Annotated in this window: 18 protein-coding genes; 15 read left to right on the top strand and 3 right to left on the bottom strand. The window is 48.2% G+C overall.

Annotated elements, in window-relative coordinates; translation table 11 throughout:
- Nucleotides 1-8 precede the first annotated feature (8 nt).
- From sov to G8759_RS33215, 10 genes are all read left to right on the top strand, one after another.
- On the top strand, nucleotides 9-7,631 hold the full coding sequence (sov, locus tag G8759_RS33170) for a T9SS outer membrane translocon Sov/SprA (RefSeq protein WP_394353276.1): 7,623 nt from the start codon (nucleotides 9-11) through the stop codon (nucleotides 7,629-7,631).
- 310 nt (nucleotides 7,632-7,941) lie between these two features.
- Nucleotides 7,942-9,000: an aldo/keto reductase gene (locus tag G8759_RS33175; protein ID WP_167217720.1), complete on the top strand. Its 1,059-nt coding sequence runs from the start codon at nucleotides 7,942-7,944 to the stop codon at nucleotides 8,998-9,000.
- A 96-nt stretch (nucleotides 9,001-9,096) separates the two neighbouring features.
- Nucleotides 9,097-9,480, top strand: coding sequence for a glycine cleavage system protein GcvH (gene gcvH, locus G8759_RS33180; RefSeq protein ID WP_167217722.1), 384 nt, complete (start codon nucleotides 9,097-9,099; stop codon nucleotides 9,478-9,480).
- Between the two features lie 118 nt (nucleotides 9,481-9,598).
- Nucleotides 9,599-10,885, top strand: coding sequence for a dihydroorotase (locus G8759_RS33185; RefSeq protein WP_167217724.1), 1,287 nt, complete (start codon nucleotides 9,599-9,601; stop codon nucleotides 10,883-10,885).
- The gene (locus G8759_RS33190; RefSeq protein WP_162389238.1) at nucleotides 10,882-11,433 is read left to right on the top strand and encodes a DUF4199 domain-containing protein; all 552 of its coding nucleotides are present in this window, start codon (nucleotides 10,882-10,884) and stop codon (nucleotides 11,431-11,433) included. The genes G8759_RS33185 and G8759_RS33190 overlap by 4 nt, the downstream gene beginning before the upstream one ends.
- Nucleotides 11,434-11,491: 58 nt before the next feature.
- A complete protein-coding gene (locus tag G8759_RS33195) occupies nucleotides 11,492-12,013 on the top strand; it encodes a DUF4199 domain-containing protein (protein ID WP_167217726.1) in 522 nt (173 codons plus the stop codon).
- A 91-nt stretch (nucleotides 12,014-12,104) separates the two neighbouring features.
- Complete coding sequence (gene gldF, locus G8759_RS33200; RefSeq protein WP_167217728.1) at nucleotides 12,105-12,830, top strand: gliding motility-associated ABC transporter permease subunit GldF; 726 nt, start codon at nucleotides 12,105-12,107, stop codon at nucleotides 12,828-12,830.
- Between the two features lie 16 nt (nucleotides 12,831-12,846).
- The gene (locus G8759_RS33205; RefSeq protein ID WP_167217730.1) at nucleotides 12,847-13,203 is read left to right on the top strand and encodes a VanZ family protein; all 357 of its coding nucleotides are present in this window, start codon (nucleotides 12,847-12,849) and stop codon (nucleotides 13,201-13,203) included.
- Between the two features lie 69 nt (nucleotides 13,204-13,272).
- Nucleotides 13,273-14,169: a phosphogluconate dehydrogenase (NAD(+)-dependent, decarboxylating) gene (gene gnd, locus G8759_RS33210; RefSeq protein WP_167217732.1), complete on the top strand. Its 897-nt coding sequence runs from the start codon at nucleotides 13,273-13,275 to the stop codon at nucleotides 14,167-14,169.
- Nucleotides 14,170-14,407: 238 nt separating this feature from the next.
- Nucleotides 14,408-15,475, top strand: coding sequence for a fatty acid desaturase family protein (locus G8759_RS33215; RefSeq protein ID WP_167217734.1), 1,068 nt, complete (start codon nucleotides 14,408-14,410; stop codon nucleotides 15,473-15,475).
- A 49-nt stretch (nucleotides 15,476-15,524) separates the two neighbouring features.
- On the opposite strand, the gene G8759_RS33220 is transcribed toward G8759_RS33215, so the two are convergent.
- Nucleotides 15,525-16,409 (bottom strand): DNA/RNA non-specific endonuclease, encoded by an 885-nt coding sequence (locus G8759_RS33220; protein WP_167217736.1) that lies wholly within the window; start codon nucleotides 16,407-16,409, stop codon nucleotides 15,525-15,527.
- 107 nt (nucleotides 16,410-16,516) lie between these two features.
- Between G8759_RS33220 and G8759_RS33225 the strand changes: the two genes are divergently transcribed.
- Nucleotides 16,517-18,559, top strand: a complete 2,043-nt coding sequence (locus tag G8759_RS33225; RefSeq protein WP_167217738.1) for a tetratricopeptide repeat protein — start codon at nucleotides 16,517-16,519, stop codon at nucleotides 18,557-18,559.
- An 87-nt stretch (nucleotides 18,560-18,646) separates the two neighbouring features.
- On the opposite strand, the gene G8759_RS33230 is transcribed toward G8759_RS33225, so the two are convergent.
- Both G8759_RS33230 and mdh read right to left on the bottom strand, forming a co-directional pair.
- On the bottom strand, nucleotides 18,647-19,093 hold the full coding sequence (locus tag G8759_RS33230; RefSeq protein WP_167217741.1) for a DUF2846 domain-containing protein: 447 nt from the start codon (nucleotides 19,091-19,093) through the stop codon (nucleotides 18,647-18,649).
- A 146-nt stretch (nucleotides 19,094-19,239) separates the two neighbouring features.
- Nucleotides 19,240-20,181 carry a malate dehydrogenase gene (mdh, locus tag G8759_RS33235; RefSeq protein WP_167217743.1) on the bottom strand — a complete coding sequence of 314 codons (942 nt, stop codon included), beginning with the start codon at nucleotides 20,179-20,181 and terminating at the stop codon, nucleotides 19,240-19,242.
- A gap of 264 nt (nucleotides 20,182-20,445) precedes the next feature.
- Here mdh and G8759_RS33240 point away from each other — a divergent pair, with 264 nt between their 5' ends.
- From G8759_RS33240 to G8759_RS33255, 4 genes are all read left to right on the top strand, one after another.
- The gene (locus G8759_RS33240) at nucleotides 20,446-20,907 is read left to right on the top strand and encodes a YkvA family protein (protein ID WP_167217744.1); all 462 of its coding nucleotides are present in this window, start codon (nucleotides 20,446-20,448) and stop codon (nucleotides 20,905-20,907) included.
- A 171-nt stretch (nucleotides 20,908-21,078) separates the two neighbouring features.
- On the top strand, nucleotides 21,079-21,282 hold the full coding sequence (locus G8759_RS33245) for a Sec-independent protein translocase subunit TatA/TatB (RefSeq protein ID WP_162389249.1): 204 nt from the start codon (nucleotides 21,079-21,081) through the stop codon (nucleotides 21,280-21,282).
- Nucleotides 21,283-21,438: 156 nt separating this feature from the next.
- A complete protein-coding gene (gene gatA, locus G8759_RS33250; protein WP_167217746.1) occupies nucleotides 21,439-22,878 on the top strand; it encodes an Asp-tRNA(Asn)/Glu-tRNA(Gln) amidotransferase subunit GatA in 1,440 nt (479 codons plus the stop codon).
- A gap of 101 nt (nucleotides 22,879-22,979) precedes the next feature.
- Entirely contained in the window at nucleotides 22,980-24,614 is a 1,635-nt protein-coding gene (locus tag G8759_RS33255) for a lytic transglycosylase domain-containing protein (RefSeq protein WP_167217748.1), read from the top strand.
- Nucleotides 24,615-24,621 lie beyond the last annotated feature (7 nt).

Genomic DNA, 24,621 nt, shown 5'->3' on the forward strand with positions numbered 1-24,621 from the left:
AATACTTAATGAATACCTGTTTCCCAGCCGTAGGGAGAATTGTGTTTACACGAAACAGGACGCTAATACCCATACTATGGATTGTACTGGGTACTGGTCTGGCTATAGCTCAAAACCAGCCTACCCCTACCCGACGGGGAGCCGCTGGCCGTCGTCAACAGGCCGCTCAGGATTCTGCCCGTGCCGAAGCCCGGCGACGGGCCACGATGCGGGCCGATTCGATCAAACAGGCTATTAAAGACCGAACGGATAGCATTAGGGCTGTTCGTAGTGCCAATCGACGGCCAACCGTCAACTGGCCAGACCGGCGTGCCACGCGTTTTTCAGAACGGCCATCCCGATCGCCCTTTATTCTGCGTGACCCAAAAGGTGTTTCGACCGACTTTCATTTTGACCCCGAGGGCAAAGTCAATATTGCAGAAAGGGTTCGTTCGGGCGTATCACTGTCAGGGCCTCCTACGCCAAACAGCGTACAGGGACGAACGAATATTGCCACACCGGGCAGTTCGACGGCTGTATTTCCGGATGCAGCTGCACCGAGTACTACGCCCCCAGGCACGATTTCACCCGGCATTCCTGTACCCGGTCTGGCACTCCCACCCTCGCAGTTTGGAATGCCATACCGACCCTCTGAGTCGGTTCCCCTATCGACCTATAACCAGCTTCAGAACCAGCGCGTCGGGCAAAACGTACTGCGTGAGTATAGCGCCCGAAGCGAAGGGCAAAGCGCGGTAACTGGCCGGGGGTTAATACCCAAATTAGAACTCCCTCCGGTTATTGATCGATTATTTGGGGGCAGCAACATCGATTTTAAACCCAATGGTTTCGTTACCCTCGATTTTGGCTACCTCTATCAATTTATCGATAACCCCGTACTGCCCATACGCCAGCGACGGAACGGCAATTTCCTCTTCAACGAGCAGATCAGTATCAATTTCAACGGTAAAATCGGTGAAAAACTGGGCGTATTAGCCAATTTTGATACAAAAGCGAGTTTCAATTTTGAGAATGCGTTAAAAGTAAACTATAAACCTGGTGGTGGATTACCAGCCTTCGGCACAGGCCAGGGCCTACCTAATCTACCTAATTTACCGACCACCCCAAACCTGCCGGGTGTTCCGGGAGCCAACGGGAGCTTACCCGGTTTTACGCCCCAGAACGAAAGCATTTTGCAGGGTCTGGAAGTTGGTAATATTAGCTGGGCCGTTAATAGTCAGCTGATTCCGGGGGTGCAGAACCTATTTGGGGTTAAATCGCAACTGCGTTTCGGCAAACTGAACGCAACCGTAGTGTTATCGCAGCAACGATCACGTAAGGCGGAAATCGTCTTACGGGGCGGCACTTCGAACCGGCCTTTTGAAATTCGGGCGGACCAATATGATGAAAACCGACACTTCTTCCTGTCGCAGTTTTTCCGGAATATTTACGAGCAATCACTTAAGTCGTTACCCCAGGTAACATCCGGTGTAAACGTTACCCGGATTGAAGTCTACGTCACGAACCGTACCAACACAACCGAATCGCTGCGGAATATTGTTGGCTTTCAGGATTTAGGGGAAGGCAATCCATACAATCAAACGAACGCCAATCTTCAGCCATTTTCACGCAATGCACGAACTCCTGCCGATAATGCAGCCAATGGATTATTTACCAAACTGACAGGAAATGCCAATGCGCCGTTCAGGCAGGTCGACCAAACCTCCGATCAACTTACCACTTCGTATGGTCTGGCCAAAGGAACGGATTATGACTTTCTGAGGGGCTCGAAACGCCTGACTGACCGTGAATACAAGCTTCAGGCCGACCTGGGTTACATTTCGCTGGTAACGCCACTGCGCAACGACGAAATTCTGGCGGTGGCTTATGAATACACCTATCAGGGACGTCGCTACAAAGTTGGTGAACTGACCGAAGACTATCAGTCCCGTAAAGATGACGAAGTGCTGGTTCTGAAATTGCTGAAATCGTCGACCATACGCAACAACCTCCAGTTGCCCATGTGGAACCTGATGATGAAGAACATTTACTCGCTCAACACGGCACAGATTGTTAGGCAGGGATTTCAGTTACGTATTATTTACAAAGATGATCTGACGGGTATCGATAACCCGAACCTTCAGGAAGGTCGCCTGACGCAGAACCGACCGCTTGTGCAGGTATTCGGTATGGATCGCCTAAACCAGCAACTAGACGCACAACCCGACGGCAATTTTGATTTTGTCGAAAATATTACGGTCGATAGTCGATACGGGAAGGTTATCTTTCCTGTGCTGGAACCCTTCGGCTCCTATCTGGAACGACAGTTTGGGGCTGATGAGGATGCACTAAAAGCGAAGTACGTTTTCAATCAACTCTACAAAACAACCCTGGCCGACGCGCAACAACAGGCTGATCGGAATAAATTTTTCCTGAAGGGATCTTTCCAGTCAGGCAGCGGTGCCGAGGTTCAATTGCCGTATGGTGTCAATGAACAGTCGATCACCGTAACGGCTGGTGGTGTACCACTCTCACCGGGTGCCGACTACGTTTTCGAGGCCCAGACCGGCCGCTTGCGTATCGTCAACGAAAGTGTCAGCAATTCGGGCCGCGAAATCCGGATCAGCTACGAACAACCCGACCTGTTCCAGAATCAGATCCGGTCGTTGATCGGTACTCACCTGGACTATACCATCAACCGCGACATAAGCCTTGGCTTTACGGCCATGCACATGAAAGAAACCCCCGCAGGTTATCTGACTCGGGTCGCGCTTGGTAATGAACCCGTCAACAACACCATTCTCGGACTAAGTGCCAATATTCGGAAAGATGTACCGGGTTTAACCCGGCTGCTGGATAAGCTACCGATGGTGCAAACGAAAGAATTGTCGACCATTCAGGTCAGCGGAGAAGTCGCTCAGTTGCTGCCCGGTACCAACCCCCGCGCCCGAAACGAAAGTTATCTGGACGATTTTGAGGCTGCCCGGACCATTTTTGACCTGACACGTCAGCCAACACGCTGGCGGCTGGGGGCAACTCCCCAACAGTTTCCGCAAGGTTCATTCCAGACTCCGCTGGAATCAGCCTATAACCGGGCCCGGATGTCGGTCTACTCCGTCGACCCGACTCTCTATACGCCCGGCTCGCAGGGTGTCGTATCGAATGTCGATCCGGATGAGGTCAAGAAAAACGTCTATGAACGGTATTTCCTACCGCAGGACTTGTTCCCCGGTCGGTCGGTTCGACCCGTCCAGCTACCCGAGAGTATTCTGGATGTATCGTATTTTCCGGCAGAACGGGGTATGTACAATTACAACCCCAACCTTGACCCGAACGGCCGATTACCCAATCCAAAGCAAAATTTCGGGGCTGTTACACGAGCGATTGCATCGGATATCGACTTCGATAATGCCAACATTGAAAACCTTACATTCTGGCTCATGGACCCCTTTGTTCAGGGCACTGCGGGGGTAGTACGGGGTAGTGGCGATCCTACCGTTCAGAATACGAACAACACAACCGGTGGTAAGCTGATCTTCAACATCGGCGACGTTTCGGAAGATGTCATTAAAGACAGTCGTTATGAGTTTGAGAACGGTTTCCCAATCGATTCAACGGTTAATTCACGCAATCCAGGAACGGAGCAAACTGCCTGGGGCCGCGCACCGAATCAACAGTTTGTCACAAACGCTTTCCAGAGCGGAGGTCGCGACAGGCAGGATATTGGTCTGGACGGTTTAGGGAATACAGCCGAAAAGACCCGTTTCCAGAGTTATTTAAATACGATCCGGACCAGAGTTACCAATCCAACGGCGCTTTCTGCCATTGAACAGGACCCGGCTGGTGATGACTTTAAATTCTACCTGGGCGAAGAAGCCGACCAGCAGAGATACATCGTAGCCCGGTATAAAAATTACATGGGCATGGAAAATAACTCGCCCGAAAATACGTCTACGAATCAGTTTTTAACTCCAGCGTCGTCGACATTACCCGACATTGAAGACCTCAACATCGACAATACGATCAACGATACCGAAGCTTATTATGAATATGAACTTGATCTGCGTCCGGGCAAACTGGCCGTTGGTCAGAATAAATATATTGTCGATCAGGTGACGGTTCAATCAGACAATGTGCCAGGAGGTTTTGTTACCTGGTATCAGTTCCGGATTCCGATTCGGGAGCCAACACGTAAAGTAGGGGGTATCAATGGCTTTAAATCCATGCGATTTATCCGGATGTACATGACGGATTTCGAACAGCCGGTTGTCATGCGGTTTGCGGAATTACAAATGGAAGCCAACCAATACCGTAAGTATACTGGAGACCTGAATCAGCGTGGTTTACAGGAAGTTCCAGAACCCTACGACGCCCAGTTTACTGTTTCGACGGTTAACATCGAGGAAAACAGCAGTACGCAGGCAGCTCAGCAGGGAGGAGAAAAATACATCTACACCGTTCCGCCGGGTTACGTTCGCGACCGCGATTATACACAGGTCAGTCAGGTCGAACTGAATGAACAGTCGATGCGCATGAGCGTAACCAACCTGCGCGACGGCGACTCGCGTGGTGCTTTCCGTAATACGAACATGGACTTGCTGTTCCGCGAACGGATCAAGATGTTCGTTCACATGCACAATCCCGATAAAGAAGACGGTCAGGTATCCGCTTTCGTTCGGTTAGGCACCGATTATACGGATAACTATTACGAAATCGAAATTCCGAATCTCATCCATACTCCGCCGAACCTCACGGGTGATGCGGCCACTGATGAAGCGTTACGCCTACAGGTCTGGCCCGAAGCCAACAACCTGGATCTGGCACTGGAGGAACTGATCAATTTGAAAGCGAGTCGCAACCGCGAGCTTACCCGCCGAACCTCACTGCCCTATAGCCTGATGTCGGCCGACGGGCATTATAGACTCACGGTAGTTGGAAATCCGGATTTGAGTGCAGTGCAGTCAGTCATGATCGGGATGCGAAACCCCAGGATAATTGGCGATGGGGAACGACCGAAGTCATTTACAATTTGGGTCGATGAGCTACGGGCATATGGCTATGATCAGCATGCCGGGATGGCTGCCATTGGGTTTGTGAACATGAAACTGGCCGATGTGGCAACCGTAACGGCTTCCGGCCGAATAACGACCTTTGGCTTTGGTGGTGTACAGACTCGTATCGGTGATCGTGCCCGCGAAACAACCTCGGAATTTGGTGTTTCATCGGCGATCTCACTGGACAAATTCCTGCCGCAAAACTGGGGATTCCGGATTCCGTTGTATGTCAATTACGATCACCGGAATGTAGATCCTCATTTTGACCCGCTAGACCCAGATACGCCCCTGGAAACGTCGCTGTCAACAAAAGCCGAAGGAAACGAGCGGAATAGCTATCGCCAGTTAGTGCAGGATAATACCACACGAAGGGGCTATAACTTCTCAAACGTTCGAAAGGTAAAGACCAGTCCAACTGCGAAATCACATTTCTACGATTTCGAGAACCTGTCGTTTACCTATGCTTATAACGACATGAAGCGGACCAACATCCTGACGCAGGAGTATCTGCAGCAGCAGACGCGTGGTGGTATTGCGTATACGTATAGTGGTCAGCCCAAAACGTTCGAGCCATTCCGGAATAAAGCCTCTTTCGATGCGCCTTACCTGCGCTGGCTGAAAGATTTTAACCTGACCCCATTGCCAACGCTCGTTTCGATTCGAACGGATATGGACAGGAGTTTCATTAAAACACAACTCCGCTCTTCGGACCTGACAACCAATGGTATAGCGCCACAATACGAAAAATATTTCCTGTTCAATCGGTATTATGATCTGACATGGAACCTGACTCGAAGTCTGGTACTAACGTATAAAGCGCAGGCTAATGCCATTATTGACGAACCGGCGGGCGACATAAATACGCAGGCCAAACGCGATTCCATTATTAATAGCATCAAACACCTGGGCCGGATGAAGAACTTTGTGCAGGACATCCGGGCTACCTATCGTTTACCGCTCGACAAAATTCCGCTACTCGACTGGATGTCTGCCGATGCTATTTATGGGGTTGGTTACCAGTTTCAGGCAAACTCATTTGGTGTTGCTGACTCGTCGGGCGTGCCGTTTGGAAACATCCTGCGTAACAATCGCGAACGGGGTGTTACGGGCCGTGTCGACTTGATTCGGCTTTACAACAAAATCCGTTACCTGCGTTTTGCCAATACGCCCTCCCCTATCCGCAAAAACTTCGCCCGTAACCCCGGTGATATTGAAGATATTGAGCGAAGTGAAAGTAAGGTCCTGAAAAACTTCACGCGGGCACTTTTAACCGTGCGGGGCATCAATTTCTCCTATACCATTCAGGAGTCTACGATTCTGCCGGGCTTTCTGCCTACACCCAGGTTCTTTGGTTTAAGTCGTGAAAATGCCCCCGGACTCGGGTTCGTTTTGGGCGGTCAGGATTACAACATTGCTTACAAAGCGGCCCAGAAAGGCTGGCTATCGCCGAGTACGGTGCAGAATACGGCTTTCCAACAGACAATTGCCAAAAATTTCAGCGCCCGAACTACCCTGGAACCATTCAAAGATTTCAGGATGCAGGTCGAATGGCGGCTAACGCGCTCGGACGCCTATCAGGAATATTACCGACCAGCCACGCAGGGTGGGCCTTTTGAGACGCAGTCACCTGTCCGAAACGGTCAGTTCAGTATGTCGTTCTGGTCATTCCGAACAGCATTTATCGGTCTGCGGAAAGATAATACGTCACCGATTTTCGATCGTTTTGAAGAATATCGCCAATATTTTCTCGACCGTCTGACGAACCTCAATAAAGAAGGTGTTGGCCAGTATACAAAGACATCGCAGGACGTGTTGATTCCGGCTTTCTTTGCTGCCTATAGCGGACAACCGAAAGAGAAGGCGCAACTGTCACCCTTCTATAGTTTCCCACTGCCCAACTGGCGAATCGATTATAATGGCCTGTCAGGGCTGGATTTTATTCGAAAGAAATTCAGCGCTTTTACGATTACCCATAGCTATTCATCAAACTACAGCGTCGGCAATTTCATTTCCAATCTCGAATATGGGGCTGCCTACGTAAACCTGGCTGTGCAGAACTTTTCACCGGCGGCCATCGTAAATCAGTTGAATCAGTATGTGCCTGTGGTTGCCATGAGTACGATCACCATGTCGGAGAAATTTGCGCCAATGCTTGGGGTTCAATTCCAGACAAAAAGCCGCGTTACTGGCCGACTGGAATACAACCAAAGTCGTGATATTGCGCTGAGCCTGTCGAACTCGCAGGTAGCCGAATTGAGCAATAAAGACCTGACGGCTTCGATTGGCTTTACTCGTCAGAATGTGCGGATTCCGTTCCGCATCAATGGTGCCTATAAACGGCTCAAAAACGACCTGACTTTTTCCTGCAATGTAACGTTCCGGGATACCCGCTCCATCCAACGGAAGCTGGACGCCGAACAGATAATTACGGCTGGAAACGTAAACTTCCAGTTACGTCCGCAGATCAGCTATATCGTAAATCGCCGGTTAAACTTCAATTTCTATTTCGACCGGACGTTCAATGATCCGCTGGTGTCGAACTCGTTCCGGCGGGCAACCACGGCGGGTGGCATTCAGGTGAAGTTCAATCTGGCCGAATAACGGCATTGGCTATTTGTAGAGACCGGAACAGCACGTTTCGGCACTACAAATAGCCAATGCCGTTTGTAATGCCCAACAGACGGCAACGTATTTTGCTGATAAGCATATTGCTCAACGGTTACGGATCATCGCTTGTATTGAGCCGAAATCGATATGCTATTTTTTGCTAATCGGCTTAAGCGTTGGCAATAACTGGCAGGCTCCCAACGCTCATAGCAAACCCATCTCCCTGCCGAAAAATTGCTTTACAATTCGGTCAACAAAGTTGACCGTTTGCTGGTTGACTTTATGTACATTAACAAAAGAGACCATGAACTACAATTTTCTCGGTAACACCGGAGTCCAGGTGTCCGAAATCTGTCTGGGTACCATGACCTTTGGTGGTGATGGCCATTGGCAGGCAATTGGTGAACTCCAGCAGGATAGTGTCAATGAGATTATCAAAACCGCTGTCGATGAAGGTATTAATTTCATCGATACCGCCAACGTTTATTCATTCGGAAAGTCAGAGTCGCTTTTAGGCGAGGCTCTCAAAAGCCTGGGATTATCGCGAAGTGAGCTCGTTATTGCAACCAAAGTTCGGGGGCGAATGGGCGAGGGCAAAAACCAGGTTGGGCTGGGCCGTTTACAAATCATTCAGCAACTGGACGACAGTCTGAAGCGGTTACAGACAGACTATGTCGATTTGTACCAGATTCATGGTTTCGATTCGTCAACACCATTGGAAGAGACCATGCGTGGACTGGAAGATGTAGTGCGCAGTGGTAAAGTTCGCTACATTGGCTGTTCAAATCTGGCTGCCTGGCAAATCATGAAAGCAAATGGTATTGCCGACAAGTATGGCTGGAGTAAATTTGTTTCAACCCAGAATTATTACTCCATTGCCGGTCGCGATCTCGAAAACGAAATCGTACCACTGGTGCAGGATCAACAGATGGCCATCTTGCCCTGGAGCCCATTGGCCGGTGGTTTCCTTTCGGGTAAATACACGCGTGATAATAAGCCCGCCGATGGGTCACGTCGTCTTAGTTTCGATTTCCCGCCCATCGATCAGGAAAAAGCCTACGATATTATCGAAGTCATGCAACGCATTGGCGAAGATCATGGCGTATCGGTAGCGCGTATTGCCCTGGCCTGGGTTCTGGCTAAACCGGGCGTAACGAGCGTGATTATTGGTGCTAAAAATACGGATCAACTAATCGACAATATTAAAGCGGCTGATCTCAGTCTGACCACCGAGCAGTTGGAACAACTCGATGAAGTTAGTGCCCGGCCCAAGCCATATCCTCAATGGATGATTGAGCGTCAGGGCCGCGACAGGCTGGCTCCCGCTAGTTTTTCGCCTACCCAGTCGACGATGGTCAAGTGAAGAAAGGCTGATCCATTGGAGTGAGCACAGTGCATTGCCATTTGCAAATCCGAGCTAGTCTACCGTATTTTGTGCGTATAAATCAATCACCCCGCAATGAATTTTCCTGCAGAACTGAGTTATACGGAGGATCACGAGTGGATTCGGATAGAAGCTGATGGCACAGCCTTAATCGGCATTACGGACTTCGCGCAGCATGAACTGGGCGACATCGTCTATGTAGACGTTACTACCGTTGGGCAATCGCTCGCGAAAGGTGACGTTTTCGGTTCGGTTGAAGCGGTTAAAACCGTATCTGACCTCTTTTTGCCAATTGAAGGTGAAGTATTGGAGCTAAACCCAGCGATCGAAAAGTCACCCGAATTACTGAATAGCGACCCCTATGGCGAAGGCTGGATCATTCGTGTGAAACCAGTCGACATCAATCAGAACGACGGATTGCTAAAGGCGGATGCCTATCAGGAATTGGTTGGTGCCTGATTCACTCTTTGACAAAACTTGAGAAGGCTCCGCCAGGCTGACCGCCCGTGGAGCCTTTTTTATACCTATATTTTACCCCATATCCCCCTCTTCATGAAAATAAAGAAGGGTGAAGGTTATGCAACTCTTACTTCGTTCCGCCCGTATTATAGACCCCGCTTCGTTGTTCGACGGACAGCTAGTTGATCTGTTCATTATAAACGGCCTGATCCGGCAAATCGGCATTAACCTACAAGTCGATGAGGGCGTTCGTATTGTAGAAGTCGACAATTTACATGTGTCCCCAGGCTGGGTAGATATGCGCGTATCAGCGCAGGACCCTGGTTTTGAGCACAAAGAAGACATTACAAGCGTATGTCAGGCCGCAAAAGCCGGTGGTTTTACGGATATTGTGGTCCTTCCCAACACACTGCCTGTCATTGATTCGAAAGGACCACTGGGCTACATCCGGCGTATGGCCGAAGGGCAGCCTGTAAGCGTCCATGTTACGGCGGCTGTAACAAAGAAAGCGGCTGGAGAAGACTTCACCGAAATGCTCGACCTCCACCACGCCGGAGCCGTAGCGTTTACTGACGGAACTCATACGCTTCAAAATCCAGACCTGTTTCTCAAGACATTACAATACCTTCAGCCCGTTGATGGCTTACTGATGAATCGGCCCGAGGAAACGCTGCTAACGCTTTTCGGGCAAATGCACGAAGGCATCCAGAGTACGTTGCTTGGCCTGAAGGGGATTCCTGCTCTAGCCGAAGAATTAATGGTTGAGCGGGATTTACGGCTACTGGATTATGTGCTGGGAGCGGATAATACGCATGTCCGCCCTGTTCTTCATTTCTCGACCATTTCATCGGCTCGTTCGGTTGAACTGATTCGTCAGGCAAAGGCCAACGGTACGCCTGTAAGTTGCGATGTTGCGGCTCATCAGCTTGTATTCGATGATTCAGCACTGGCCGGATTTGACACCAACCTGAAAGTAAATCCACCCTTCCGGTCAGTAAAGGATGTAGACGCGCTTTGGGCTGGCCTGGTCGACGGAACAATCGATGCAATTGTATCAGATCATACGCCACAGGACGCGGAAAGCAAAAATCTGGAGTTTGATCAGGCGGAGTTCGGCATCATTGGCCTGGAAACTGTTTTTGCGCTCGCAGCAACGCACAATCGAAACCTTTCGCTGTCTCAATTAATCGACAAGCTGACGATTCGTCCGAGGCATATTCTGAGATTGCCGTCCGTAACTATTGCGGAAGGTCAACCCGCCAGCCTTACGCTATTTGATCCAGCCGGAACCTGGGTTTATGACCAAACATTCTCTAAATCAAAAAATTCGCCCTTTTTAGGTCAGACGCTTACCGGACGTGTTATCGGGACTGTGCATCAGGGTCAATTTAACCATAATGCATGAAAGCTATCCTCGCTTATTTCAATCATCCGTTGTTAAAGATTCCGCTTCTTAGCGGGCTGGCTACGGGTGTTTTATGTTTTCTCTATTTTCTGGCGCTTTATGCACTGGGGATAGCGCCACTCGGCAATATTCGGGTTTTGGATTTCGGCATTCACATCATCATGATGATAGCTGCCGTTTGGTATTATCGAAAATACATCGGCCACGGCATGCTGCATCTTTGGGAAGGCATAACGATTTGCTACGTGCTGAATACCATTGCAGCTCTGGTGACCGCCTGGCTTATTTATTTCTTTGTGACCCAGGTCAATCCGGATGTCTTTGCTGAGTACGTCGTTAATTCTAAAAAATTACTGCTCGAAGGCAAGAAACAATTAGTTGATCAGTTTGGACCCGATACGTTCAACGACCAATGGTCAAAGGTTTCGAACATGACACCCGGTGTACTGCTTCCTGACGAGTTGACGAAAAAAACGGCACTGGCAGTACTGCCAGTCCTCATTATTTCGCTGATTTTCCGCAAGCAGGATTACAACGTTTTGCAGTAGATCTGACGACAAAAAACATTCTCCTTACACTGTTTTGTTAGCCTAGCCCGATACGAATATGAACGAACAACCCTCCTCCACCCGCATTGCGTTGAAATGGGGGCTCTTTCTCGGTTTAGCCCTGATCGCCATCACGCTGGTGATGTACCTCACCGATCAGGCAGGTAATGGCTGGTTTAATCTATTGACTCTCGTTGCTATGGTTGCTTTTTTAATACTGGCCATGCGAGACTATAGGACAAGTACAGGTGGCTACATGAGCTATGGCGAAGGGTTCGGTATTGGCGCACTCTTATCGGCCGTCGGAGGATTATTATCGGCTGCGTTTATTACTTTCTACAACGTCGTTATTGATCCTACTATTCAGCAACGGGCTTTTGAACAGGCACGCGAAAAGCTGGAAGAACAGGGAAAATTATCCGATGAGCAGATTGATCAGGCCCTCGAATTTTCACAAAAATTTCAATCACCGGGCTTTACCTTCATTGCTGGTGTGTTCGGTACGCTCATCTTCGGGGCTCTTTTGTCATTAATTATTGCCGCATTTATACGCCGGAATAAAACCAATCCGTTTGAATAAACAGGTAATTAGGTAACTTGGTAATTCAATTATAGTCTTTTCGTATATACTGTATAATTACCTAATCACTGTTTACATAATTAAAAACCCTGTGCTTGCCATTTTTCGCAAAGAAGTCAATCAGTTTTTCTCGTCACCTATCGCCTATATCATCATGGCTGTGTTCCTGACGGTGACAGGCTTATTGCTATGGGTATTTCCTGACACTAGCCTGCTTGAAAATGGTTATGCGGATATGGGTACTTTTTTCAACCTGACTCCCTATGTCATGCTGTTTCTTGTACCGGCAATTACCATGCGCTCCATTGCCGACGAAGTGCGTTCCGGCACGCTCGAATGGCTGCTGACTAAGCCGGTCAGTCGGTGGGGCGTGGTAGGTGGGAAATTTCTGGCGAGCTGGTTACTGGTTTTCGTGACGCTGCTGCCAACGCTGCTTTATTACATATCCTTATATCAACTCGGTTCACCGATTGGCAATATCGACTCAGCCGGTGTGTTTGGTTCATACATAGGCCTTGTTTTACTGGCTGGTGTTTTTGTTGCCATCGGTCTCTGGGCATCGTCACTCAATGAGAATCAGGTAGTTGCTTTTGTGCTGGGCGTTTTTTTTTCTTTTCTGCTTTATAGTGGTTTGAGCGCACTGGCCGGATTGTCAATACTTGGCAGTTTATCCTTCTATTTGGCCTATTTTGCATTAGATGAGCAGTATCGCGCCCTGGGTCGTGGCTTAATAGACTCGCGTAATGTCGTTTATCTGATTAGTTTAATGGCCTTCTTTTTGCTGATAACAGTAAATAGACTGAAGACAACCGTATAGAATTGAACTGATTAGAATGAATTATTTAACCATAACCCGTTGGCTGGCTATTGGCTGGACAATTATCATGCTTATTGGCTGCCTGACCCCTCATGATCAGGTACCCGGTGTTTTAATAACCTGGAGTGATAAACTGCTGCACATTGCCATATTTGCGCTCTTCGGATTACTCTGGATGGAGGCTGGTATTCGGCTAAATATCGTTATTATGGCCGGGCTGATTTTAGGAGGTTTGATAGAAGCACTTCAATATCTGTTACCTATTAATCGTAGTGCCGACTGGGCCGACCTGGCTGCCGATTTTGCCGGAACAATTGTTGGCGTAGTTCTGGCCCTTATCTGGTCGAGACTATACCCCAATCACCGTTTTTAAATTCTGGCCGTTTTGCGGCTGGCGTTTCAGAAAAATTCGCCAATTTGACCACTAAAATCATTGATCATTATGCACATTGGATTTATTGGCTTGGGTAAAATGGGGTTCAACCTCGTTGCTAACCTGGTCCGTCATGGCCATACGGTTGTCGGTTATGACATCAATGAAACACTGGTTGAAGCCGTTAAAGCAGAAGGTGCACAGGGAGTTACAACGCTTCAGGACCTGTATAACGCGTTACCCGAAAAACGCGTTTTATGGCTGATGATTCCAGCCGGTCCGCTCGTCGATAAAGTTATTGACCAATTGCTTGCCTATATGCAACCCGGCGATGTGGTTATTGATGGCGGCAATTCGCGTTATCAGGATTCTATCCGCAGACATGCTTATCTGCAAGAAAAAGGCATCGGTTTTCTCGATTGTGGAACCAGTGGCGGAATCAGTGGCGCATTGAATGGCGCCTGCACGATGGTTGGTGGAGATCCGGATGTGATTGAGCCATTACATGGTATATTTAGCGATATTTCTGTTGAGAACGGCTACCTCTACACAGGTCCGGCGGGTAGCGGTCACTTCACAAAAATGGTGCATAATGGCATTGAATATGGCATGATGCAATCCATTGCCGAAGGTTTTGAAGTATTGGAAAAGAGCCCATTTCCATTTGATTTTGAGGCCGTTGCACGCATGTGGAGCAATGGTTCGGTGATCCGCGGCTGGCTGATGGAATTAACCGAAAATGCCTTCAAAAAAGATGCAAGACTCGATGCGATCAAGGGAAAAATGTTTTCATCGGGCGAAGGAAAGTGGACCCTTGAAACGGCTCTCGACCTGGGCGTTCCAACTCCCGTCATGGCCCTTTCGCTCATTATGCGCTACCGTTCGTTACAAGATGACACCTTCACGGGTAAAGTGGTAGCGGCTCTTCGTAATGAGTTTGGTGGTCATGCTGTTGAAAAAAAATGAAATAAATAGACTAAACCAAGAAAAAAGATAAGGCTTTATTTATCAAGCAGTTGTCTTTATCGTTTCTTCTTAGTTCTTTTGTCTATTAAATCAATAGTGTTTCTAATGCTGGATTATTCAATTTGAATTCTTTTTTTTCGTTATAAGTATAGTCCAGGCAGTTTCGATTGTCGTACATACAACAATCGAAACTGCCTGTTTTTTTTATTGTCTTAACCCTTTAACCACCGTATCGTCTATGAAAGTGCTTGGCACCATACACGACCCTACATTTACGGGCCGGACTTATAATCGGCTTGACCAATTTTTCCTCCCCTACATTAAAGACGAACGTGACCTACCGTTCGTATATCTCACAATCCGCATAAGTTTTATTCTAATTCCGCTGGCGGCTTTGTTGTTTATGCCGTTTATAACCGGCTGGGTGTGGTGGGCCGTAGCTGCCATTCATTTTTATGTTAGCAATTTCGTTTTTAAAGGTCCATTCGGGCTCATGCTTCACTGTACGAGTCATCGCCCATTTTTCAAGGCCGAATACCCTCGATTGAATAACTATTTACCGTGGATACTGGCTCCTTTTTTCGGGCACACACCCGAAACCTACTACAGCCATCATATTGGTATGCACCATCCAGAGAACAATCTGGAAGATGACGACAGTAGCACAATGGAGTTCCAGCGCGATAGTCTTCGTAGCTTCCTGAGTTATTTTGGCCAATTTTTTGTGTTAGGCGTTCATAATTTACTGGGCTACCTCCGCCGAAAAAATCGCAACAAATTAGCGAGCCGGGCCATGACTGGCGAAATCGTGTTCGGTTTACTTTGTACCCTGCTGTGCTTTGTAAACTGGCCAGCAACTGTACTCGTATTCCTGCTTCCGCTATTTATTTACCGCATGATTGCGATGATGGGCAACTGGACTCAACACGCGTTTGTGGATTTTGACGATCCGGGGAATGCTTATAAAAATAGTATTACCTGCATCAATGTAAAGTACAATAAAAAATGCTGGAACGATGGCTATCACATAAGCCATCACATCCGTCCGGGTATGCACTGGACCGAACATCCAGTTTTTTTCCAGAAAACTATTGACAAATACGCTCAAAATCAGGCTATTATTTTTGATGGGCTGGACTTTTTGCAAGTTTTCTTTTTGCTGATGCGTAAACGATATGATGTATTGGCCAGCCATATGGTCAATGTGAACAATGCTTTTGCCGATGAAGACGAAGCAATTGCCCTATTGCGTCGACGGACGCAGCGCATTCAGGCGACGATGCCGATTGAAGTATCTGTAGCCTAACGAAAAAGCGGACGTTTGTCCGCTTTTTTGGTTTAAGATCGTTTTTCTACTAGCTGTTTCCGCCATCGATTCTGGCTTCGATGATCCGCTGAATTCCAGTTGGTACGTTCGTCAGGAAATTATAACCCGTTAGATCTTCCAACGCGTCAACACTAGTCATGTAGGCTCGCCAGGGTTTATCCGCAGCTGTTTGGTTATTTGGAATGTTGACGGCTATAATACGCGTATCGGTTGAAACTCGTTCAGCGTCATTCGACCCTGTTGGCAGCACGATGATTATTTTCCAGAGTGTTGCCGGAACGGTCAGATATCCGTTAGCAAGCTTGGTCATATAGCCGTTCTGACCAGTTCCTCCAGTGCCATAAGTTCCGGCAATAACATAGACTTCATTGCCCGTGGTCGTGAGTTGACGTTCATAATCTTCTAAACTTTTCCAGACCTCACGGTTATGTCGTGGAGCTTGTGGCACGATGTTGGATAGGAGAAACGTGGCTGCGTTATCTTCAGGCGAACTATCCCGATCGTCGGAAGGGCACAGGTGACCTCGGTCGAAACCGGTATTGGTATAATCCGATGTGCGGACCGCAAACCAATCCGTTGGAAGCGTTGGGTCGGGTCGAAAATCGTTCGTTCGGCGGCTATCACCTTTCCAGGCCGAGCTAAGGTGCCAGCTAACCCAGTTTGCAATACCCCGGCTGCGGCTGTAGGAAAGCACGTAAGCCGACTTTACGAGTAAGTAATTATTGGGGTCGCTAATCGACGCTTCACTCGGATTACCTAACGCCAGGTTGTCATCGCGAGTTGGTTCGGTCGAACCCTGACCGGTAGATTTCGGCGTGGCGGTTGGCAAGCAACCGTTGAGCAGTGTAATCAGGCTGAGCCCAACAAGAATACTTTTGAGTTGATCGTACACTTGAATTGATTTTACTGACATTCTTATGGAACTTTACCACTGAGAAAAAGTAACTTGAAACTACTTAGTCTCCATAGTTAGCGAAGTAACTACAATTTGCCCATAAAATAGACGAGTTATCTGCTGTCATGGCTAAAAAAAAACAACCTTCAGGACCAGGCCCGGATCGACCCGGCCCAGATCGGCCAAATCGCCCGGTGACACCCAAACCTGCTCTTACTCCTGCCAATAATCGCCCCATACCTGGCCGGTCAGCCGAGGCTACCCTGCGTCCACCAATCCGACCGACCGCACCTAAATCGGTAGACCCCCCATCAACGCCTGATTTACCAATTGAAGCACGCCAGATCATTTGGTGGCCGCTTGCCGTTTTGGCCTTACTTGGTTTTTTACTCTATGTGAACACATTTGGGCATCAATACGCACTTGATGACATTGCGGCAGTAGGTCAGAATTTATTCGTAAAGAAAGGCATCGCTGGTATTCCAGACCTGATGCGAACAGAATTCTGGCATTTCAGCAACATTTCACTTGGCTACTACCGACCCTTATCGCTGATCACATTTGCTATCGAGCAGGAGTATTTCAAAGATGATCCAAATATCAGCCACATGATCAATGCAGGGCTGTATGCGCTGACGGGTCTGGTGATTGGTGCTTTGTTGCAGAAGTGGCTGCCTGGTCAAACCATTACTTCTTTTCTGATCGGTCTCGTCTTTATTGCGCACCCGATTCATACTGAGATCGTTGCCAACATCAAAGGGCGTGACGAGATTCTGAGCTTTCTGTTTATTTCGTTGATGCTGCTCTCATACTGGCGGTATCTGGAAACAAAGCAATGGGGCTGGATCATAGGAGCTTGTGTATCTCTTTACCTGGCATTCCTATCCAAAGAATCGTCAATTGTCAGCCTGGGACTCATTCCAGCGATGCAATATTGGTTCGCCCGCCGAAACGTATGGCAATCATTGATCAGTTTATGGCCGTTCCTGATCGTAGCAGCGCTGTTCTTCTATCAGAAACAAAAAATGATTGGAACCCTGAGCGGTACGCCACCCGTCGACTGGGCTAACTATCCATACGCGATTGAAAAAACCCAGAAATCAACCACGTTCAAGTTTCTGATCTACTATCTCCGCTTGCTGGTTCTGCCTCATCCACTTGTTTACGATTATTCGTATAACGTGATTCCGTCGGGTGGCAAGGGAGATTTGCTAACATGGGCAGGCTTTATTGCCTTTGTGGGTATGCTCTGGCTAACCTGGAAAGGGTTTATCAAGCGGACATTGTGGGGCTTCGGTCTATTCTGGTTTTTCGTTACGATGGCTCCCGGACTCGGTTTCATCTGGCTTCGGGGCGGCATTTTTGCCGAACGATTTGCCTATGCAGCCGTGATGGGATTTGGATTTATTCTGATCTGGGGGTTACAAAAACTGTTGGTCAAAGCTCCAGCAACGGGCAGCGATGAGCTGGCACTTAAACCAGTTTATGTCCGCTATGCTCCTCTGCTGGGCTTAATGGCCGTAGTAGCAGGGCTTTATTCGTTCAAAACCATCGAACGCAACCGCGATTGGGAGAATAACTTCATTCTCTTTAACTCAGCTCTCCCCTACGCACCCAATAGTTGTCAGGTTCAGCGCCATGTTGCCAATGAATGGATTGAAAAAGGGCTTAAAGACCGTAACAAGGCCGATTCTGTTGCCAATGCGACAAACGCGATAAAGCCAAAACCGTCGCCTGATCAAATCAAAAAAGCGCAGACCTTGATTGATACAAATATTGCTCACGCCAATAAACACGGCCGCTGGGCGCTGGATCACCTACAGGAGTCAACCCGAATTTACCCGAATTTTGGCGAAGCTTATTTTTCGATGGCTTACGTATTCCAGAAAATCACGCCTAACGTCGATTCGGCCAAATATTATTACAAGCAGACCATTCGGGCGGCCAACGCCTATGCGCCGGCTTATAATAATCTGGGCGTAATCTATCAGGGTGAAGGTTTTGCACAAAATAACCGGCAGAAACTGGAACTGGCTTCGTACTACTACAATCGGTCGATGGTCGTAAATCCAGCCTATGTAGATGGGCAGAATAACCGCGCAAACCTCATGAAAGCGAGTGGCTTAGACGTGAAATTTTTACCGGATTCGATCCTGAATAAATACTAACAAAAGCCCAAATTTACCCTATCAAAAAGACCCGCTCAGTTACTGGCGGGTCTTTTTGATACTATTAATGCCAGCGAAAGACTTACTTCATTTATTTAACGCTTCCTGGCAATTATCAAGTGTCATATCTTTCATATCACGTTTGGCCGTATTTTCAGTCACTTCTGACATTTCAAGACGTGTTCGGGTTATACTCGATTTCACATCGCCTTTAACGTAGTATTTTTTGCCAGCTTCAGCATCCAGCTCCAGTTCGGTTTCCCGTTTAAATACCTCGATCCCTCCACGCTGGGCTGTTATCGACAGCTTTCCTGGTTTTGCTTTGTATTCAATGTATTTGTTGTTGCTCAGTTTGCAGATTTTTGTTCCATTGACATAAATACTATAGTTCAATGTAGAACCAAAAAACTGCCCACCCCGGTAGACATATACAGTAGCAAAATCATCGCCCCGGTCAATAGTTTTTCTGTCGCTCCGAAAAGCAGACACCATTACAACCAGGCAAAGCAATAGAAGCAGGGAAAGTTTCTTCATTGTAAAATCAATCAAGTGGTACATATAGGTTTATAGAGTCCAAATTAACGTATGATGAGCTTTCGGTTTACAGATTGCTTAGGAAACGGCAATTAAAAAAGGCTCCACCAACGAAGCCTTTTTTACTATAGGTATACGAACAATTTCTATACACCAATATTGAGGGTGCTGAGAACATTGTTCATGTTCCGGACAGCATCAGCCGATTTATTGAAAGCGGCCTGCTCATCGTCATTCAATTTATAGTCAATGATTTCTTCCCAACCAGTCCGACCCAGAACGACCGGAACGCCGAGGCAAATGTCTGACTGACCATATTCGCCTTCCAGCAATACGCAGGATGGAATTACCCGCTTCTGGTCGCGCAGGATACTCTCAACCATATAGGCCCCCGCAGCACCCGGCGCATACCAGGCCGATGTTCCGATCAAACCTGTCAGCGTAGCACCGCCCACCATAGTATCGGCAGCCACTTTTTTCAGCGTTTCGTCGTTTAGAAACTGGCTTACCGGAACACCCGCTTTGGTTGCCAGACGAGTCAATGGAATCATGGTCGTATCGCCATGTCCACCGATCACCGAAGCCTGTAAATCGTTCGGTGAACAGTTCATAGCCAGGGACAGATAGGTTTTAAAACGAGCGGAATCCAGGGCACCGCCCAAACCAATAACCCGATTTTTGGGTAACCCCGACGACTTCAGTGCGAGGTACGTCATGGTATCCATTGGGTTCGAGATAATGATAAAAATCGTATCTGGCGAGTACTTCAGGATATTTTCGGTTACCCCTTTCACGATGCCCGCATTGATACCGATGAGGTCTTCACGGGTCATACCTGGCTTGCGAGGTAAACCAGATGTGATCACGACAACATCCGAACCGGCTGTTTTTTCGTAATCATTAGTAGAGCCCGTCAGCTTCACGTCACAGTCGAGTAAAGTGGATGCCTGGAGCATATCGAGGGATTTTCCTTCGCTGATGCCTTCTTTGATGTCTAAAAGCACGACTTCGTGGGCGAGTTCCCGGCGGGCAATGTTGTCAGCGCAGGTGGCCCCAACGGCCCCGGCACCTACTACGGTAACTTTCATACAGTATGCGGAATTAAAGGGTTAACAAGCGACGCAAAAGTACGGACCCGACTCTTGACAAACCAACGCGTTTAGAATAAACTTCGGGGCCTGTTGCTCAGTTTATGGACTATTTAGAGATTTTTTTTGTTAAATAATCTGACGTTATATGAATAACACCTGTGCCCGGATTGTAGATTTTAAACCAATCGGTTGCCGTACCATCCAATATCCAGTTGTTTAGTAATAACAGTCTAACGTCTAACATTCCACCTAATTAAACGAATGGCAAATAAGAGTCTCTTATCACGCATTTTAAGCTCTATCTTCTTTAAGAGGGCTAATATTGGCGCTGTCCGCTATGCCCGCAACACGCGCAGTTTATACACGCTGATTCGTGAAGCGCTGGACAAGAGTGGTGGTCTTTCTGGTGCTAATATTACGGCTTTCCGTGAACAATTGAGTATTGTTACCCGCCTGTTGAAAGCCTATGCATCTGGCGATTATCGCCAATTGCCCTGGAAAACACTGATCCGGATGATTGCGGTCCTGATCTACTTCGTTTCACCGATTGATATACTGCCCGACTTTCTGCCAATTGTGGGACTGACAGATGATATTGCGTTGATGTTGTGGCTATTTAGCGGCATTAAAGACGATATTGAGAAATTCAGGCAATGGGAAACTTCAGCCCCAACATCTGGCGACGAAGTTTCTCGCCGAACCGAAACTATTAAAATTGGCTAGTGACCAGATCAGCGAATAGGTAGCTAGAATAACAAAGGTTAAACGGAATACGTTAGAATCTTTTGCCCCGTTCCTTTCACTTTTGTCTGGAAACAAATAAGTTTCATGCTGTTTTAATAGATTGTACGAGAGAGTTTTTTTAATTTTGCATACATTCAAATCCCAGGAATCATGATTTTGGCAAGTGTTTTGGCATTTATGGGTTTGGGCGGTCAGGAAATGGTGTTCATTTTCTTAGCACTGCTCCTGTTGTTCGGCGCTAAGAAAATTCCCGAACTCGCACGCGGCCTTGGAAAAGGTATCAAGGAGTTCAAAGACGCCACGAAAGACGTTCGCGATAATATCGAAGAAGGTCTGAAAGAGTCGGAGAAGTAATTGATTTTATCATACACAGAGAATCAGGCGGCCCCGATCTGGAGCCGTCTGATTCTCTGTTTCCATATCAGAGGCTCTTACCATCGGATTCAGAACAATAGATGTCAGTGAATAAATACCTGTTGTTCTGAATCCGATGCCCTAATTTTTTGTCTTTTGGCTCACTACCGCAACTTTACTACCGTTCAAACCGATCTTCAATCTGGTGCTGTTACCTGCCGCCAGTTAGTGGAACAATACCTCGTCCGCATTGAAGAGCATCGCCATCTCAATGCTTTCACGGAAGTATATGCCGATGAATCTTTAGCGAAAGCCGATAAAATTGACCAGAAATTAGCATCGGGTACAGCCGGGCGGTTGGCTGGAATGGTCATCGGCATCAAAGATGTGCTAAGTTATACCGGACACAGCGTTCGGGCGGGCAGTCGAATCCTGGACAACTTCACCGCACAATTTACCGCAACCGCCGTTCAGCGCCTTCTTGACGAAGATGTGATCATTATCGGGCGGCAAAACTGCGACGAATTTGCGATGGGTTCCTCCAATGAAAACTCAGCTTTTGGCCCCGTTCGCAATGCAGCCGACCCTGACCGGGTTCCGGGTGGATCGAGTGGCGGTTCGGCAGTAGCCGTTCAGGCAGGGCTTTGTTTGGCCAGTATTGGTTCCGACACGGGTGGTTCCGTACGTCAGCCTGCTGCTTTCTGCGGTGTGGTCGGCCTGAAACCAACCTACGGGCGCATCAGCCGCTGGGGCTTAATTGCTTATGCATCATCGTTCGACTGCATTGGCCCGATTGCAAATACAGTAGAAGACGCTGCACTCTTACTCGAAATCATGGCAGGTCCCGACGATTTCGACAGCACGGTCTCAAGTCAGCCCGTTCAGGCTTATTCGCAGACTCAGCTCCCAGATCGCCCTTTACGCATTGCTTATCTGCGCGATGGCGTCGAAAGTACGGGCATCGACGCCAGTATCCGGGACGCCACCCAGCGTAAACTGAACGCCCTTCGGGAAGCAGGTCATACGGTCGAACCCGTCGATCTGTCGCTGCTGAAATATTTACTCCCAACGTACTATATTCTTACTACTGCCGAAGCGTCCTCAAATTTGTCCCGCTTCGACGGAGTTCGCTATGGTTATCGAAGCAAGGCCGACAATTCGGCATCGGATACATCAACAATGGATCTTTTGTCGTTGTACAAAAAAAGTCGCACAGAAGGCTTTGGCGCAGAGGTTCGTCGTCGGATATTACTTGGCACATTTGCGTTGAGTGCCAGTTATTACGATGCTTATTATACAAAGGCACAACAGGTTCGACGGTTGATCCGACAGGAAACCGAGCGGGTCTTTGAGCAATATGATTTTTTGTTGTCGCCCACCACACCAACAGCAGCGTTCAGATTGGGCGAAAAAACCGGAGATCCGCTACAGATGTACCTTGCCGATATTTTTACGGTTCAGGCAAACGTCGTGGGTTACCCGGCCATTTCTATTCCGAATGGTACAGATGCCGGTCTGCCAATTGGTATACAATTGATGGCTCCGCCTTTTGCAGAAGGCGCCCTGGTAGCATTGGCCAGAGAAATGTGTAACTGATGGATGATTGTGAATGTGTGATGCAGTAGAAATTTCATCGATGCATCCTATATACATACATCTCAATAAAAGCGTAACGATTACCTAACCGATAAAACTGCATGAACCACTTGAACCGTAGCCTGTTACGAATGGGGCTGTTGAGTGCGGTGCTGGGCGTGATGACAATTGCCCGTGCCGAGACTACGATTCAATCCGGGCAAGGCGTGTCTGGTCAACAATCATCCGATAGTACAATTGTCAAAAAAGACACTGTCGCTGTTGTTCCAACGGTGCCCGACAGTTTACTCCGTGAACGCCTGACTAAACTTCAAAAAACAATTCCCCTGAATTACCATAAGTCGGTTCAGGCTTATGTAGACTACTTTACCTTCCGGAAAGCGAGCGCTACCAAATTAATGCTCGAACGGATGCCGCTTTTCTTCCCGCTCTATGAGCGAATGCTCGCTGATTACGGGCTTCCTGATGAATTGAAATTTCTGTCTATCGTTGAGTCTGCGCTGAATCCAAGGGCTATTTCACGAGCTGGTGCCGGTGGCCTTTGGCAGATTATGCCTGGAACTGGCCGCGATCTCAGGCTCTCCCAGGACGATTATGTAGATGAGCGGATGGACCCCGTTAAGGCAACCGAAGCGGCCTGTAAATACCTGCGGGATCTCTATAATATTTTCGGCGATTGGGAACTGGCGATGGCCGCCTATAACTGCGGGCCAGGTGCTGTTAAACGGGCGATGCGCCGGTCGGGTGGTGATTCTTTTTACACCATTTTCGATGCCTTACCCAAGGAGACACGCGGATACGTTCCGCAATTTGTGGCGTTTACCTACCTGATGCATTACGCCAATGATCACGGTATTTTTGCCGAGAACTACGAATACCCTATCCCGCACGATACGATTCAGGTGACGGGTTATTTCAATCTCGAAACGTTTGCAAGGCAGAGCATGATGCCGTTAGCCGATTTACAAAAAATGAATCCGGCCATCACAACGAGTATTTTGCCCGAAACTACCAAACGATACCCGCTTCGGGTTCCCCGCCAGCAGTACGACTATTTTGCGTCTCGTCGGCAGGCCATTATGGATTCGGCAAGTCAGATACCCGCGGCTATGGCTCACGTTTTATTAGCCAGTGCAGAAGACGTTCGGTATGGAACCGACTCAATGGGTATCTGGTCAACTGTGGGAAGCAATCCCCTGGCCCGGATTACACTGGACGAAACACCTGCCATCGATACGACGCCATCAGGGAAAACGGGAGTAAAAACGGCGAAACTAGCCGTCCAGCTGGCAACAGCCGAAACGGCCGATGAGCCGGAAGAGGACATGGAAACCGTTGTGTTACGGAAGCCTAAAAAGCACACATACGTCGTAAAACGGGGGGATAATCTTGGCGACATTGCCGACCGGTTTAATATCGAACTTTATGATCTTAAACGCTGGAACCACTTACGGTCGACCCGAATCCAGCGAGGCCAAAAACTGGTTATTCTAAAAGAAGTAGCCGAAACACGTTCCGAGAGATTAGCTGATCAGGGAACGGCGAAAGGCCGCAAAAAGGCCGAAGCGATTGCCAAAACGAAGCGTTATAAGCCTAAATACCATCGCGTTCAGGAAGGAGATACACTCTGGAATATTGCCCAGCGCTACGATGGGTTGACGATCGATCAGCTTAAAAAGCTCAATCACATGCGAAGCAGCTCGTTGCGGCCAGGGCAGAAGTTAATTGTTGGCTAAAACGAAA

It is taken from the genome of Spirosoma aureum, assembly GCF_011604685.1.
Taxonomy (GTDB): Bacteria; Bacteroidota; Bacteroidia; order Cytophagales; family Spirosomataceae; genus Spirosoma; species Spirosoma aureum.

Excerpts from the sequence above, each read along its gene's own strand:
- G8759_RS33230 (WP_167217741.1), bottom strand. The coding sequence starts at position 19,093 with ATGAAGAAACTTTCCCTGCTTCTATTGCTTTGCCTGGTTGTAATGGTG.
- G8759_RS33225 (WP_167217738.1), top strand. The coding sequence starts at position 16,517 with ATGGCTAAAAAAAAACAACCTTCAGGACCAGGCCCGGATCGACCCGGC.
- G8759_RS33175 (WP_167217720.1), top strand. The coding sequence starts at position 7,942 with ATGAACTACAATTTTCTCGGTAACACCGGAGTCCAGGTGTCCGAAATC.
- G8759_RS33220 (WP_167217736.1), bottom strand. The coding sequence starts at position 16,409 with ATGTCAGTAAAATCAATTCAAGTGTACGATCAACTCAAAAGTATTCTT.
- G8759_RS33215 (WP_167217734.1), top strand. The coding sequence starts at position 14,408 with ATGAAAGTGCTTGGCACCATACACGACCCTACATTTACGGGCCGGACT.
- G8759_RS33195 (WP_167217726.1), top strand. The coding sequence starts at position 11,492 with ATGAACGAACAACCCTCCTCCACCCGCATTGCGTTGAAATGGGGGCTC.
- G8759_RS33245 (WP_162389249.1), top strand. The coding sequence starts at position 21,079 with ATGATTTTGGCAAGTGTTTTGGCATTTATGGGTTTGGGCGGTCAGGAA.
- gnd (WP_167217732.1), top strand. The coding sequence starts at position 13,273 with ATGCACATTGGATTTATTGGCTTGGGTAAAATGGGGTTCAACCTCGTT.
- G8759_RS33240 (WP_167217744.1), top strand. The coding sequence starts at position 20,446 with ATGGCAAATAAGAGTCTCTTATCACGCATTTTAAGCTCTATCTTCTTT.
- sov (WP_394353276.1), top strand. The coding sequence starts at position 9 with ATGAATACCTGTTTCCCAGCCGTAGGGAGAATTGTGTTTACACGAAAC.
- mdh (WP_167217743.1), bottom strand. The coding sequence starts at position 20,181 with ATGAAAGTTACCGTAGTAGGTGCCGGGGCCGTTGGGGCCACCTGCGCT.
- G8759_RS33185 (WP_167217724.1), top strand. The coding sequence starts at position 9,599 with ATGCAACTCTTACTTCGTTCCGCCCGTATTATAGACCCCGCTTCGTTG.
- G8759_RS33255 (WP_167217748.1), top strand. The coding sequence starts at position 22,980 with ATGAACCACTTGAACCGTAGCCTGTTACGAATGGGGCTGTTGAGTGCG.
- G8759_RS33205 (WP_167217730.1), top strand. The coding sequence starts at position 12,847 with ATGAATTATTTAACCATAACCCGTTGGCTGGCTATTGGCTGGACAATT.
- gcvH (WP_167217722.1), top strand. The coding sequence starts at position 9,097 with ATGAATTTTCCTGCAGAACTGAGTTATACGGAGGATCACGAGTGGATT.
- G8759_RS33190 (WP_162389238.1), top strand. The coding sequence starts at position 10,882 with ATGAAAGCTATCCTCGCTTATTTCAATCATCCGTTGTTAAAGATTCCG.